Here is a 12,423-nt window from a genome sequence, read left to right on the forward strand (position 1 = left end):
CAAAGCCAATCGGTGGCGATTTGCCTCTCCGACGCTGCATCGCTACGTCAGCGTCATTCCCATTTCAGGAGCCCAACATGGCCGATCTTCCCGAAACCCTGACGCTGACCCTCGATGGCGGCGATGTCGTGATCAAGCTGCGCGGCGATCTCGCGCCGCAGCACGTCGCGCGTGTCGCCGAACTGGCGAACGACGGCTTCTATGACGGCGTCGTGTTCCACCGCGTCATTCCCGGCTTCATGGCGCAGGGCGGCGACCCCACCGGCACCGGCATGCACGGTTCGGACAAGCCCAACCTCCCCGCCGAATTCTCGAAGGAACCGCATGTCCGCGGCGTCGCGTCGATGGCACGCACCAACGATCCGAACTCGGCGAACAGCCAGTTCTTCATCTGCTTCGACGATGCACGCTTCCTCGACGGCCAGTACACCGTGTGGGGCCAGGTGACGTCGGGCATGGAGCATATCGACGCGCTACCGAAGGGCGAGCCGCCGCGCGAGCCGGGCAAGATTTTGAAGGCGACGGCTGCTTAAATCCTGCCTTTAGCCCCTCCCCCTCGGGGGAGGGGTTGGGGTGGGGCAGTGCAGCAGAACTCAGCTCTCTGCGAGGCACTTCCCCACCCCCAACCCCTCCCCTGAAGGGGAGGGGCTTTAGAAGAAGAAGACGTTACACACTCGGATCGGCGATCGTCGCGATCAGCCAGTCGTGGAACAGCTTCACCGGCTTCTGCGCCAGCGCGCGCGGGCGGCATGCAAACCAGTAGCTGTACGGGCTTTCCACCGAGATATCGAACAGCCGCACGATCCGCGCATCGTTGGCATCCGCAAAATGGCTTTCGTGCATGAAGGCGATGCCGAGCCCCTGCGCCGCCGCCTCGAGCATCAACGCCCCCGAATCGAAATGATCCACCGCCAGCGGCTCGAGCTCGGTCAGCCCCGCGGCCGCGCGCCACGCGGTGAACGTGTCGGGCATCTCGCGGTGAACCAGCGCAGTGAGCCCCGAAAGCTGTTCCGGCCGTACCACCGGATCCGGCCCCTCGATCAGCGAGCGTGCGCCGATGACATAGACCTGGTTGCGATCGAGCCGCCGCGCGTACAACGCCGGGTCGATATCGCGTGCCAAAGCAATCACCGCGTCGAGCCCCTCGCCGAGCCGCGCGATGTTGTGCGTGCTGGTGTCGATGTCGAGGTGCAGTTCGGGATGCCGGTTGCGCAGTTCGCCGAGTCGCGGGAACAGCCGTTGCGACGCATAAAGCGGCAGGATGCCCAGCCGCAGCCGCAACACGTCGGTATTGCTCGTCATCACTTCGACCGCATCGGACAATTGGTCCAGAGCGGGGGCAATTTGCTGGAGCAGCCGGTCGCCGTCCGCATTGAGCACGACCGCCTGATGCCGACGTTCGAACAACGGGCGACCGATGAAGCGTTCGAGCGCCTGGATGCGACGGCTCAGCGCCGGGGGTGACAGCGCAAGTTCTTGTGAAGCGGCCTTGATCGATCCCGTGCGCGCGACCTGGACGAAGGCTTCGATCGCGGTGAGTGGTGGCAGGCGCCGCATATCGGATGCCCCTTCTTTGTTGAATGGTGCGACGCACCATGCTGCGCATGGTTCAGGACGGCTATGCGCTACAGGTGCAATTAATAACGTCGATTGCACAAAGCGCAATCGTATCCGATCCTTTCGCACTTGCAACATAATCCGCGGCGGTGCACTTAGACGGTGCCTTTCAGGCATCCTCTCCTAAAACTTTCAAGGCCGATCCTCCGGGGTCGGCCCTTTTTTTGTCTTTTACAGATCGGGCGCAGATCGCGCGCAGATCGCGCTCGGAACCGGGCCGCCCCGGCGCGCGCCCTCGTATTCGCGGAACCGACCCCCTATCTCGCGCGCTCACCAGCGGGTTTCGTGAGGGAATGACTATGGCGGACGCCGAGGCGCCGATTCGGAAATTGCAGGTTGCCAATGCCCGCGCGGAAGATAGCGGGCGGGGTCTGGCGCATGTGCCGCGCTCGATGCTGGCGGCGCTCGGGATCGGCGAGGGCGACGTGATCGAGATCGTCGGCAAGTCGACCACCCCTGCGCGCGCGGTCGCGCCCTACGTCGAGGACGAGGGACTCGAGATCATTCGGATTGATGGGCTCCAGCGTGCCAACGCCGGGGTCGGCTCGGGCGACTTCGTCGAGGTTCGCAAGATCGAGTCGAAGGCGGCGACCCGCGTCGTGTTCGCGCCCGCACAACAGAACCTGCGGTTGCAGGGATCGTCCAACGCGCTCAAGCGGACCTTCTTCGGGCGGCCTTTGTGCCAGGGCGACGTCGTCGCTACCGCAGGGCAGCAACGCGTCGACAACATGCCGCCGGGTGTCCAAAACATGCTGCGCGCGCCCGCTTATGCGCTGCAGGAGATCCGTCTCGCGGTGATCTCGACCGTGCCCAAGGGCGTGGTGCATGTCGACGAGACGACCGAGATCGAGCTTCGCCCTGAATATGAGGAGCCCAAGGAAGCGCGCCGCGCCGACGTCACCTATGACGATATCGGCGGAATGGGCCCGACGATCGACCAGCTCCGCGAGATGGTCGAGCTGCCCTTGCGCTATCCCGAACTGTTCCAGCGTCTTGGCGTCGATCCACCCAAGGGCGTGCTGCTGCACGGGCCACCCGGAACCGGCAAGACTCGCCTTGCGCGTGCGGTCGCCAACGAATCCGCGGCTGAATTCTTCCTGATCAACGGGCCCGAGATCATGGGCTCGGCGTACGGCGAATCGGAGGGCAAGCTGCGGCAGGTGTTCGAGGAAGCCGCCAAGGCCGCGCCGTCGATCGTCTTCATCGACGAGATCGATTCGATCGCGCCCAAGCGCGGGCAAGTGTCGGGGGAGGCGGAGAAGCGCCTCGTCGCGCAGTTGCTGACGCTGATGGACGGGCTGGAAGCGCGCGCCAATGTCGTCGTCATCGCCGCAACCAACCGCCCCGAGGCGATCGACGAGGCGCTGCGGCGTCCCGGGCGGTTCGACCGCGAGATCGTCGTCGGCGTTCCCGACGAGCGTGGACGGCGCGAGATCCTCGGGATCCACACGCGCGGCATGCCGCTCGGCGACAAGGTCGACCTCGGCGAACTTGCGCGGACGACTTATGGCTTCGTCGGCGCCGACCTTGCGGCACTCGCGCGCGAGGCGGCAATCGAAGCGGTGCGCAAGCTGATGCCGCGGCTCAACCTGTCCGAAGGCACGATCCCGCCCGAGGTGCTCGATACGCTGGCGGTGACGCGCGAGGATTTCCTCGATGCGTTGAAGCGCGTCCAGCCGAGCGCGATGCGCGAAGTGATGGTCGAGGCTCCGCGCGTCCGCTGGGACGATGTCGGCGGGCTCGACTCTGCGCAGATGCGGCTCAAGGAAGGCGTCGAGCTGCCGCTCAAGAACCCCGAGGCTTTCCGGCGTCTGGGGATTCGGCCCGCGAAGGGTTTCCTGCTGTATGGCCCGCCGGGCACCGGCAAGACGTTGCTCGCCAAGGCGGTCGCACGCGAGGCGCAAGCCAATTTCATCGCGACCAAATCGTCCGACCTGCTGAGCAAATGGTATGGCGAGAGCGAGCAGCAGATCGCCAAGCTGTTCGCGCGTGCGCGGCAGGTGGCGCCATGCGTCATCTTCATCGACGAACTCGATTCGCTGGTGCCCGCGCGCGGCAGCGGCGGGGGTGAGCCGCAGGTGACCGAGCGGGTGGTCAACACGATCCTCGCGGAGATGGACGGGCTGGAGGAACTTCAGTCGGTCGTCGTGATCGGCGCGACCAACCGGCCCAATCTGATCGATCCGGCGCTGCTCCGTCCGGGCCGGTTCGACGAACTGGTCTATGTCGGCGTGCCGGATCGCGGGGGGCGCAAGCGCATCCTGACGATCCAGACGGGCAAGATGCCGCTTGCCGAGGATGTCGATCTCGACGTGATCGCGGGCAAGACCGATCGCTTTACCGGCGCCGATCTTGAAGACGTGGTGCGGCGCGCGGGGCTTGCCGCGTTGCGCGAATCGATGACGGTCAACCACGTCACGATGGCGCATTTCGAAACCGCGCTGGGCGATTCGCGGGCGTCGGTGACGCCCGAGCTCGAGCGTGAATATGAAGCGATGTCGGCCCGGCTCAAGCAGGATGCGACCGCGCTACAGCCGATCGGCTTCGCCTTCCCGCCGCGTGCGAAGGAAGACGCGCGCTGACCCTTCTGCTCCCCTCCCCGAAGGGGAGGGGCTGGGGGTGGGGCGGCCCGTCGTCGGGCGGAGCGTTTGATAACGGGCCGACCCACCCCTCGATCCCCTCCCTTCCAGGGAGGGGAGGATCATCGCTCGCGCAACCGCACCCAGGCATAACCGAACAGCACCAGCATCGCTGCCCCTGCCATCAGGTAGGGCAGCGCGTGCTGCGCTTCGTACAGGCCGACGCCGATCGACGGCCCGAGCACGAACGCCGCGCCGTTGACCGAGGTAACCTTGCCCGCGACCGAACCTTGAGCATGGTGCCCGACCGCGAGCGACGCGCCTGCGGTAAAGGCGGGGCGGGTGAAGCCGAACCCGACCGAAGCGAGCGCATAGGCGCAGGCGATCGTATAGAGCGACGTCGCTAGCCCGGTGAGCGCACAGCCGACCGCGGCGACCGCGAGCCCGACCAGCATCATCGCGCGCGGGCGCAGGTCGAGATTGGGGATGATCCCCCATTGCACCAGCAAGGCAGCGAGCGCGCCGATCATCAGCACGATTCCGGTAGGCTGCAGCGCTTCCGCGGGCGCGAGGTTCAGCCGGTCGATGACGAGGAAGCCGATCGCCTGCCCGGTCATCGCCTGCCCGTGCCCAGACACGAGCCCGGCGATCAGCCACGGGCGGATCCGCGGGTCACGGTAGGCGACCTGTTCGGCCAGCTGTTCGGTGTCGGATTCGGTCGCAGCGACGATGCTCGCGCCGCTGCTCTGGCCGCCGATCGAGGGATAGGCGTTGGCGGCACCGTGCGTCGCGGTGTCGGGCGTAAGATCGTTGGGCAGCAGTTGCCGCACCGCGATCAATACGCACAGCCCGAACAAAGCGAACAGGAACGCCGGCCCCGCCAGCCCGATTTCCACGCCCGCGATCGTCCCGAGCACGAGGAACGGTGCGATCGTCGGCCCCAGGATCGTCCCCAGCCCGAAGGCCGAGCCGAGCAGCGTCAGCGCCTTGGTCCGTTCGGCGCGGGTGGTGTTGCCCGCGACGAGCGCCTGGACCGCAGGCGGCGCGGCGCAGCCGAAGCTGCCGTAGATCAACCGCCCGAGGATAAAGCAGACGAACGCGGTCGTCCCGCCGATCCAGCCGTTGATGCCGGCGGTGAGGAAGATTCCGCACACCAGCAACGACACGCAGAACCCACCCATCCCGAGCAGGATCATCGCGCGGCGCCCATGCCGGTCCGACCGGCGTGCCCAGAACGGCGCCGCGATCACCCACAGCAGCGCGGACACCGAGAAGGCGGCGGCGACTGCACTGTCCGGCACGCGCAGCGACCGACCGAGCGCGGGCAGGACCGATTGCAGCGCGGTGTTGCCCCCCGCGATCGTCAGCATCACGACGAACAGCAACGCGAAATCACGATCGACGCGTGCGGACGTCTTCACCGCTCGGGTCCGAAGTTGAGGCGTTTGGTGATGTTATAGTCGAGCACGGTCATCACGAAGAAGGCGGCGGCCTGTTTCACTCGCATCCACGGACTGGTGCGCGCCTTGTAGAGGTCCTGCGTGATCGCCTCCGAATTTGCGACCTCGCCGTCGACATAGCGGCGGACATGCGCGGCAAACACGGGGTCCTCGATCCGCAACATCATCTCCAGGTTGAGATACAGGCTACGGATATCGTAATTGGCCGAGCCGATATAGACGACGTCGCCGATCAGGAAGAGCTTGGTATGCAATTTGGTCGGCTGATATTCGTAGATGTGGACGCGCTTGCGCAGCAGCCCCGCATAGGTGAAGCGCGACGCCCAGATCGCGGCACCGTGATCGTTCTTTGACGCCAGCACGATCCGCACCCGCCCGCGCATCCCCGCCCGGTCGAGCTTGCGCAGCATCCCCGGATTGGGCGCGAAATAGGCGGTGATCAGATCGACCTGCGTTGCTGTGCGCAGATCGTGCTTCACCGCGCGCGCCCAGGGGGACAGCCGCCGCGTGGGCCCGCCGAACAGCCAGCGGACCGTCCCTTGCGGCTCGCTCCACCGCGACAGCGCGCGCCGCAATGTGCGCAGCGGCGGTTTGGGCTGGCCCGCCCAGCGCGCGAGCACGTCGAAATAGCCGGTGATGCGCTGCGCCGCCGGGCCTTCGACGACCAGCCCGAGATCGCGCCACGCTTGTTCGGCGGGGGTGCCGAAGTAGCTGTCCTCGACGTTGAACCCGCCGATGATTGCGCGCGGGGTGTCGGTCTCGCCATCGGCGAGCGCGAGCTTCTGATGGTTGCGCAGCAGATAGCGTCGACCCCAGCGCGGCACGAAGCGGCAGACCTCGACCCCGCCGTCGCGCAAAGGGGTGAAGAAGTCGTTCGCCGCGGCGGCTTCGCTGCCGAGTCCGTCGACGATCAGCTTCACCGTCACGCCGCGCGCAGCGGCGCGGAGCAAGGCTGCGGCCACCGCTTCGCCCGCCGAATCATCGACATAGATGTAGAAGATCACCCGCAGCGACTGTTTCGCGCCGTCGATCAGGCCGATCAGCGCCTCCAGCCGGCGCGGCCCGGTATCGAGCATGGTCAGCCGGTTGCCCGCCACGGTGAAGGTCGGCTGGGGGGCGGGCGCGGTCATTGCGGCGGGTGATGCCGCCAACCGCGGGCCGCCGCAAGGTGCGGGGGGAGGGGCAAGCCCCGATTTTCTTGACTCTCCCGGCCCCTGCCCCTAGGGGATCATCTTTCCGAATACCGTCGTTTGCGAAGGAAGCCATTCATGGCGCGCGTCACTGTCGAAGATTGCGTCGACAAGATCCCCAACCGGTTCGATCTCGTCCTGTTCGCTGCCCAGCGCGCACGGGCGATTTCGGGTGGTGCCGACCTCACCGTCGATCGCGACCGCGACAAGAACCCGGTCGTTGCCTTGCGCGAAATTGCGGAAGAGCGCGTGCGCCCGGCGCATCTGAAGGAGTCGGTCATCAACGGTCTCCAGCGCGTCCAGGTCGACGACGAGGACGAAGCGGATGCGGTCGGCAGCCTGTCGGCATCGGCCGAGGCACTCCGCCTCACCGCCGCCGCCCCGCCGCGCAACCAGAATTTGGGTGCTGACTACGAGGGCTGAGGCCTTTCTGAGCGGAGTTTGACCCCGGCGTTTGCGCCGGGGGCTTCGACTTCGCTCAGCCCGAACGGATGTGGTGGTGACCACTGCACATCCGTGTCAGCGTCATGGTGGAATTGGCGCCTACCACCACCAACCGTTCGCCCTGAGCGAAGTCGAAGGGCCTTTGCCCCGGATGCGCCATTCCGGGTGAGCATCGACGCCGCAGCCATGCGGCCGAGGCTACTCCTCGACCTTCCGCCCCTTGAACCCCTGCGCCACGACATACCATTCCGACGACGCCTTGCGGCTCGCCGGTGGCTTGGCGTGCTTCACGCTGGTGAAGTTGCGCTTCATTTCCGCGACCAGCGCAGTATCCGCGCCGCCCGCGAACACCTTCCCCACGAACGCACCGCCCGGCTGCAACACGTCGATCGCGAAATCGAGCGCCGCTTCGACCAGTCCCATCGTGCGCAAGGCATCGGTCTGCGGGTGTCCGACGGTGTTCGCCGCCATGTCCGACAGCACGAGGTCGGGCGCGCCGCCCAGCGCTGCCATCAGCCGCTCGGGCGCGACGTCGTCCATGAAATCGAGCTGGAGGATCTCGACCCCGTCGATCGGATCGACCGGGAGCAGATCGATCCCGACGATCGCCGCCTTGGGCACCTGCCGCCGCACCACCTGTGCCCAGCCGCCCGGCGCGATCCCGAGATCGACGACGTGGCGCTTGCCCTTGAGGAAATCGAACCGCTCGTCGAGCTCGGACAATTTGTATGCGGCGCGACTGCGAAACCCGTCCGCCTTGGCGCGCTTCACATAGGGGTCGTTGAGCTGGCGCTCCAACCAGCGCGTCGATTGTGCGGTGCGCTTGCGCGCGGTCTTTACGCGGACGCGAAGTCCGCCGCCGTCTCTGCTCACGAAGAACTCTCCATCAATCGGCGCAAGATGCCCTCGCGGATGCCGCGGTCGGCGATGCCCAGCCGTTCGGCGGGCCATAAATCGAGGATCGTCTCGAGGATCGCACAGCCTGCCACGACCAGATCGGCACGTTCGGTGCCGATGCACGGCAATTGCGCGCGCTGGTTCAGATCCCGTCCTGCGAGGTCGAGACTGATCCGCCGCATCGCCGCGGCGGGAACGATCAGTCCGTCGACCTGCGAACGATCGTAATGCGACAGGCCAAGATGCACGCTGGCGAGCGTGGTGACGGTGCCAGACGTGCCCAGCAGCCGCGGTACCGCGATCCCGCGCGGCAACCGCGCCGCGAACACCGCCATGCTCTCCGCAACCAGCGATCGCATCCGCGCATAGGCCGCAGCACGCCCGTCCGCGCCACCATCGGCCCCTGGAGGACCATGGCCCGCGCTCTCGGTCAGCGACACGACCCCCCAGGGCGCGCTATGCCAGTCGAGCACGCGCGGCGCCTCGCCAGCCGTGTCGACCAGCACCAGTTCGGTCGATCCGCCGCCGATGTCGAACACCAGCGCCGGGTCGTCGCCCGGTTCGATCAGCGCATGGCACCCGAGCACCGCCAGCCGCGCCTCTTCCTCCGCGGTGATGATGTCGAGCAGGATGCCGGTCTCGGCATAGGCGCGTGCGATGAACTCGGCGCCATTCTCCGCGCGGCGACACGCCTCGGTCGCCACCGCGCGCGACAGCGTCACGTTGCGGCGCTTGAGCTTCTCGGCGCAGATCTTGAGCGCGACGATCGTCCGTTCGATCGCCGCGTCGCTCAACCGGCCCGACTTGGCCAATCCCTCGCCCAACCGCACGATTCGCGAAAAGGCGTCGACCACGGCAAAACCGTCGCCTTGCGGCCGGGCAATCAGCAGCCGGCAATTGTTGGTGCCGAGGTCGAGCGCCGCGAAATGTCGGCTGTCCCGACCGCGCGGTGCCTGGCCCACAGGTCTGCCGACGCCCGGCTTCTTGCCGTTGGCTGGTTTGCCACGGACCTCGCGGCCGTGGATCGGCGCCGAACGGGCAGGGCGGGCCTGCCGGACCGGCATATCGGGCGGAACGTCCCCCATGCCGTTAAAACTCGCTTATTCTGTTTTACCGTCGCGGCTACGCGGGGATACGCGCGCCGTTCGGTGCTTGGGGGTAACGCTAGCGCAGGCATGGCGTTGCAGCAAGCGATGCGAAACACCTGTCGCAAAGGGAGATGCGCAGACCGGTTGACACCCGCGCGCGCGCCGCCTAGATCGCGGCCCGGCGTTGCCCCGTCGTCTAATGGTAAGACTGCGGTTTCTGATACCGCCTATTGAGGTTCGAATCCTCACGGGGCATCCAGCCATTCTCCTCCGACCGTAGATCCGGACCTCCCTGACAGGGGAGGGCGGCGGTCGTGCGTTTGACGCGCATTGGAGTTGATCGCTCGACCATTGGTGCGGGGGCTTTCACCCCCGACCTTTCGAAAGTTCATGGGTTCGATGATGATCGCGGTGGACGACCGCTGCCTGAAAAGACCGTCAGGCCCCGCTGCGCCTCCACCAACGGTCGCAATCGTCAGAACGAGACTTGAAGCCGGCCGATGATCCGGTCCGTCGCATTGCGCCGGTCGGCAAAGGTATCAACCGCACCGGCGGCGGATACATCGGTGCCGATATAATCGACGCCGATCGTCACGCGATCGCGACGGTGTTCGAGGCCAAGCCGCCAGTTGCTGTACGTTCCGCCCGGCCGGAGGCGATCCGCTCGGACCGAATCGCTGCTTTTGCCGGAGGAATGGCCCACTCCAGCGAGAACGGTCAGCGGGGTGCCGGGAATGCCGGCGTTGAGGTCCGCATAGACATGCACGTTGCTGCCACCAATCGCGCGCTGCGACGGCGCGGCGATCACCCCGACGGTGGCGTAAAGCGGACCATAGGCATAGCTTGCCGATCCGCCGGCCTCGACATAGTCCATCCGTCCGCGCGCGCCGACGAACGCATGCCCGACGACTTCGGTTCGCAGCTTCACGGCACCAACATCCCACCCGGTCCCCAGCGCAAGGTCGACCACGGCATCCGCCCCGCCGTGCCGGATGCTGTTGCGGATCGTCACCGCACGCGCCGAAGCAACCAGCCCGCCTGTCGAGACGTGCAAATCGCCTCCCAGTGCGGCGCGGCCCTCGCTCCAGCTCAGGCCGCGGCGTTCCTCCTCGCTCATCGCCTCGAGCGTTGCCGATCGGGTTTCCTGGGCAACGGCTGGCGGGATCAGGCCGCAGGTCGCGGCGGCGAGCACACCACGCATTCGAAGGTGACGGATCATCCGGCGCCCTGCGAACCGTGAATCCTGTCGAGTTCGACCCGCAGCATCTGCTCGTCGTCCTGGGCCAGGACGATCAGGTGACGCTGCATGTGCGCTGCCTTGCCAGCGACTTCCCTGGTGATCGCCCGGTGGCTGGTCATGCACCAGCCGGCTCTGGTGCCCGTGGCTACGGGGTCGGTGTCGATCGTGCGGACCAGCCTGGTACCTGATGCGGCGACCGCGTGGCGGGTGACGGCCATGGTTGCGGCCCAATCGCAGCGGAGCGAGGATGCTGCTCCGGTGGGCGTCACCGCGCCAACCTGTTTATGCGTGATGACCACGTCGCCGCGATATTTGACCGCGACCGGACCGCTGTGATGATCCATCTTGTTGTGATGATCGACGGTCATGCCGAGCGCCGCGCCAGTGGCGGCGAGCACCAATCCGGCGGTTAGAAAATAAGCCATATCCGTTCTCCTCTTGCAGTTCCGATCCATCCTGACCGGTCACGCGGATTCTTGCGGGCGATCCGTCTGCGCGGTCGCCGCCTTTCGGTTTACCGCGATTGCGGTTGCCAGGGGGATGTCCGCAGGCGTTCCTTCACGGTCAGGCGCAGCCATTTAAGCCGCAGTATCCGCCAAGTATCTGGCATGCGTCGTTTCATCTCGGCGCGAATCTGATCATCCAGACGCCTGTGCAGCTGGGTCAGTTTGTAGGAAAATATCGTCAAAGCCGCTCTCCAACCAACGATCGAACAATCGATTCAGCCGAGATAGAAGCAGGCAAGCAGGCCAGGCCTATACATCGAGCTACCTCGATGCGGTCCGACATCACGCTCGTCAAAAGACAAGCGCCAGAGGGGCCCGGCCCGCCCAGTCAAACTAGTGGATCGCTGCTCCGGGTCAATATGATTGCGATGGAATTTGCGGCACGTTGACATCACGGGGGCGGCATACGATGTATATCTTATGTCCGTTCCCCCGACACATAAGCGGTTTTGCGACCACGCCGGCCAACTCGCCGCACGCGGTTAGCCCGGGCTCACGGCAATCCGCCGTTTGAGTTCGGGCTTTATTCGATCTGACCTTTGGGACGTGCTTCGCGCGACCTTGATCTCGAATAAACGGAAACCGTACAGTGACCGACATCATCTCGAAAACCGCCGATCTTCGTCCGCTGGGACACAAGCAGAAATGCGATGCTCCATCGTCTCGGCCACACCATCCGCACCGCGCGAAAGATCTTCGCGCAGAGCTCGGCGGAAACCGTGCCGATGAATTCGCAGAAGCGGTATCGATCGAAAATGATGCAAGAGCGGAGACTTGGCTGCAATGGGTCCGTCAGCAGAATCTGCTTGTATTGATTGTCCTGGTTGGAGTTCCGGTTTTGCTGCATGCCATATTTTCGACGGTGAATTAGACACTGTCGCTGGTGATCTGCCTGGACCATTACCGGTAGGACGTGCACCCGAATGCGCTTGGCACCCAAAGCATGCCGCCCGGGCAGCGGCTTTCCGCATCGGGGGCCAACGCATGGGGCGGTCCACGGCGGTTTGTGGTCACAGACAGCGGGGTCTGGCCGTCGCAGAAGGGCATGCCCCATCATCAGAAGGTCGTATTTTCTGTGACATAACCGGTCAACAGCAGCTATCGGTTACCCGTCGCAATCGGATTAACTGGCGTGGAAGACTTGTGATGGACGTGAACGGCGAGGGTCAAGACACTGCTTCCGAACGTGGGGAAGTCCACTTCCTGGCGGCTTTGGTCGATGAACTGATGCGGGCGATGCTCGCATCGGGCGTCATGACCAAGGCGCAGCTCAACGAAGTCGAGCAAGCGGTGGCACAGCGCGTCGGGTCTCCACCGCGCGCCTGGTAACCGTGGGCCGCATCGCGGCGCACCGGTTCCTCTGACGACCGCGGATGCGCTGACGCTGCGCGATCGGCGCTGT

At 65.7% G+C, this 12,423-nt stretch carries 13 protein-coding genes and 1 tRNA gene; 6 read left to right on the forward strand and 8 right to left on the reverse strand.

From position 1 onward, the window contains the following. The first annotated feature begins 77 nt into the window (after window positions 1-77). Window positions 78-533 carry a peptidylprolyl isomerase gene (locus tag ABIC17_RS00870; protein WP_242138131.1) on the forward strand — a complete coding sequence of 152 codons (456 nt, stop codon included), beginning with the start codon at window positions 78-80 and terminating at the stop codon, window positions 531-533. A gap of 133 nt (window positions 534-666) precedes the next feature. On the opposite strand, the gene ABIC17_RS00875 is transcribed toward ABIC17_RS00870, so the two are convergent. Continuing rightward, complete coding sequence (locus ABIC17_RS00875) at window positions 667-1,557, reverse strand: LysR substrate-binding domain-containing protein (RefSeq protein ID WP_354278777.1); 891 nt, start codon at window positions 1,555-1,557, stop codon at window positions 667-669. 359 nt (window positions 1,558-1,916) lie between these two features. Between ABIC17_RS00875 and ABIC17_RS00880 the strand changes: the two genes are divergently transcribed. Further along, window positions 1,917-4,199 carry a CDC48 family AAA ATPase gene (locus tag ABIC17_RS00880; RefSeq protein ID WP_354278778.1) on the forward strand — a complete coding sequence of 761 codons (2,283 nt, stop codon included), beginning with the start codon at window positions 1,917-1,919 and terminating at the stop codon, window positions 4,197-4,199. 119 nt (window positions 4,200-4,318) lie between these two features. Here the strand turns inward: ABIC17_RS00880 and ABIC17_RS00885 are convergent, their stop codons facing one another. After that, on the reverse strand, window positions 4,319-5,566 hold the full coding sequence (locus ABIC17_RS00885; protein WP_354279406.1) for an MFS transporter: 1,248 nt from the start codon (window positions 5,564-5,566) through the stop codon (window positions 4,319-4,321). 47 nt (window positions 5,567-5,613) lie between these two features. Continuing rightward, window positions 5,614-6,786: a phospholipase D-like domain-containing protein gene (locus tag ABIC17_RS00890; protein WP_354278779.1), complete on the reverse strand. Its 1,173-nt coding sequence runs from the start codon at window positions 6,784-6,786 to the stop codon at window positions 5,614-5,616. 138 nt (window positions 6,787-6,924) lie between these two features. On the opposite strand from ABIC17_RS00890, the gene rpoZ reads away from it, so the two are divergent. Continuing rightward, on the forward strand, window positions 6,925-7,269 hold the full coding sequence (gene rpoZ / locus ABIC17_RS00895; RefSeq protein ID WP_010161409.1) for a DNA-directed RNA polymerase subunit omega: 345 nt from the start codon (window positions 6,925-6,927) through the stop codon (window positions 7,267-7,269). Window positions 7,270-7,488: 219 nt separating this feature from the next. Here rpoZ and ABIC17_RS00900 read toward each other — a convergent pair whose 3' ends face one another. After that, a complete protein-coding gene (locus tag ABIC17_RS00900) occupies window positions 7,489-8,163 on the reverse strand; it encodes an RlmE family RNA methyltransferase (protein ID WP_354278780.1) in 675 nt (224 codons plus the stop codon). After that, entirely contained in the window at window positions 8,160-9,272 is a 1,113-nt protein-coding gene (locus ABIC17_RS00905; protein WP_354278781.1) for a Ppx/GppA phosphatase family protein, read from the reverse strand. The genes ABIC17_RS00900 and ABIC17_RS00905 overlap by 4 nt, the downstream gene beginning before the upstream one ends. 188 nt (window positions 9,273-9,460) lie before the next feature. Here ABIC17_RS00905 and ABIC17_RS00910 point away from each other — a divergent pair. Then, window positions 9,461-9,534, forward strand: a tRNA-Gln gene (locus tag ABIC17_RS00910). 216 nt (window positions 9,535-9,750) lie between these two features. On the opposite strand, the gene ABIC17_RS00915 is transcribed toward ABIC17_RS00910, so the two are convergent. From ABIC17_RS00915 to ABIC17_RS00925, 3 genes are all read right to left on the reverse strand, one after another. Further along, a complete protein-coding gene (locus ABIC17_RS00915) occupies window positions 9,751-10,494 on the reverse strand; it encodes a TorF family putative porin (RefSeq protein WP_354278782.1) in 744 nt (247 codons plus the stop codon). After that, a complete protein-coding gene (locus ABIC17_RS00920; protein ID WP_354278783.1) occupies window positions 10,491-10,940 on the reverse strand; it encodes a hypothetical protein in 450 nt (149 codons plus the stop codon). Before ABIC17_RS00920 ends, ABIC17_RS00915 begins: the two co-directional genes overlap by 4 nt. Window positions 10,941-11,029: 89 nt before the next feature. Then, window positions 11,030-11,203, reverse strand: coding sequence for a DUF465 domain-containing protein (locus ABIC17_RS00925; protein WP_354278784.1), 174 nt, complete (start codon window positions 11,201-11,203; stop codon window positions 11,030-11,032). Window positions 11,204-11,610: 407 nt separating this feature from the next. Between ABIC17_RS00925 and ABIC17_RS00930 the strand changes: the two genes are divergently transcribed. After that, window positions 11,611-11,892 carry a hypothetical protein gene (locus tag ABIC17_RS00930; RefSeq protein WP_354278785.1) on the forward strand — a complete coding sequence of 94 codons (282 nt, stop codon included), beginning with the start codon at window positions 11,611-11,613 and terminating at the stop codon, window positions 11,890-11,892. A 275-nt stretch (window positions 11,893-12,167) separates the two neighbouring features. Beyond that, the gene (locus ABIC17_RS00935) at window positions 12,168-12,350 is read left to right on the forward strand and encodes a hypothetical protein (protein WP_354278786.1); all 183 of its coding nucleotides are present in this window, start codon (window positions 12,168-12,170) and stop codon (window positions 12,348-12,350) included. The last annotated feature ends 73 nt before the right edge of the window (window positions 12,351-12,423 follow it).

It is taken from the genome of Sphingomonas sp. PvP056 (assembly GCF_040549155.1).
Taxonomy (GTDB): domain Bacteria; phylum Pseudomonadota; class Alphaproteobacteria; order Sphingomonadales; family Sphingomonadaceae; genus Sphingomonas.

Excerpts from the sequence above, each read along its gene's own strand:
- rpoZ (WP_010161409.1), top strand. The coding sequence starts at position 6,925 with ATGGCGCGCGTCACTGTCGAAGATTGCGTCGACAAGATCCCCAACCGG.
- ABIC17_RS00875 (WP_354278777.1), bottom strand. The coding sequence starts at position 1,557 with ATGCGGCGCCTGCCACCACTCACCGCGATCGAAGCCTTCGTCCAGGTC.
- ABIC17_RS00880 (WP_354278778.1), top strand. The coding sequence starts at position 1,917 with ATGGCGGACGCCGAGGCGCCGATTCGGAAATTGCAGGTTGCCAATGCC.
- ABIC17_RS00920 (WP_354278783.1), bottom strand. The coding sequence starts at position 10,940 with ATGGCTTATTTTCTAACCGCCGGATTGGTGCTCGCCGCCACTGGCGCG.
- ABIC17_RS00870 (WP_242138131.1), top strand. The coding sequence starts at position 78 with ATGGCCGATCTTCCCGAAACCCTGACGCTGACCCTCGATGGCGGCGAT.
- ABIC17_RS00905 (WP_354278781.1), bottom strand. The coding sequence starts at position 9,272 with ATGGGGGACGTTCCGCCCGATATGCCGGTCCGGCAGGCCCGCCCTGCC.
- ABIC17_RS00885 (WP_354279406.1), bottom strand. The coding sequence starts at position 5,566 with ATGCTGACGATCGCGGGGGGCAACACCGCGCTGCAATCGGTCCTGCCC.
- ABIC17_RS00935 (WP_354278786.1), top strand. The coding sequence starts at position 12,168 with ATGGACGTGAACGGCGAGGGTCAAGACACTGCTTCCGAACGTGGGGAA.
- ABIC17_RS00890 (WP_354278779.1), bottom strand. The coding sequence starts at position 6,786 with ATGACCGCGCCCGCCCCCCAGCCGACCTTCACCGTGGCGGGCAACCGG.
- ABIC17_RS00915 (WP_354278782.1), bottom strand. The coding sequence starts at position 10,494 with ATGATCCGTCACCTTCGAATGCGTGGTGTGCTCGCCGCCGCGACCTGC.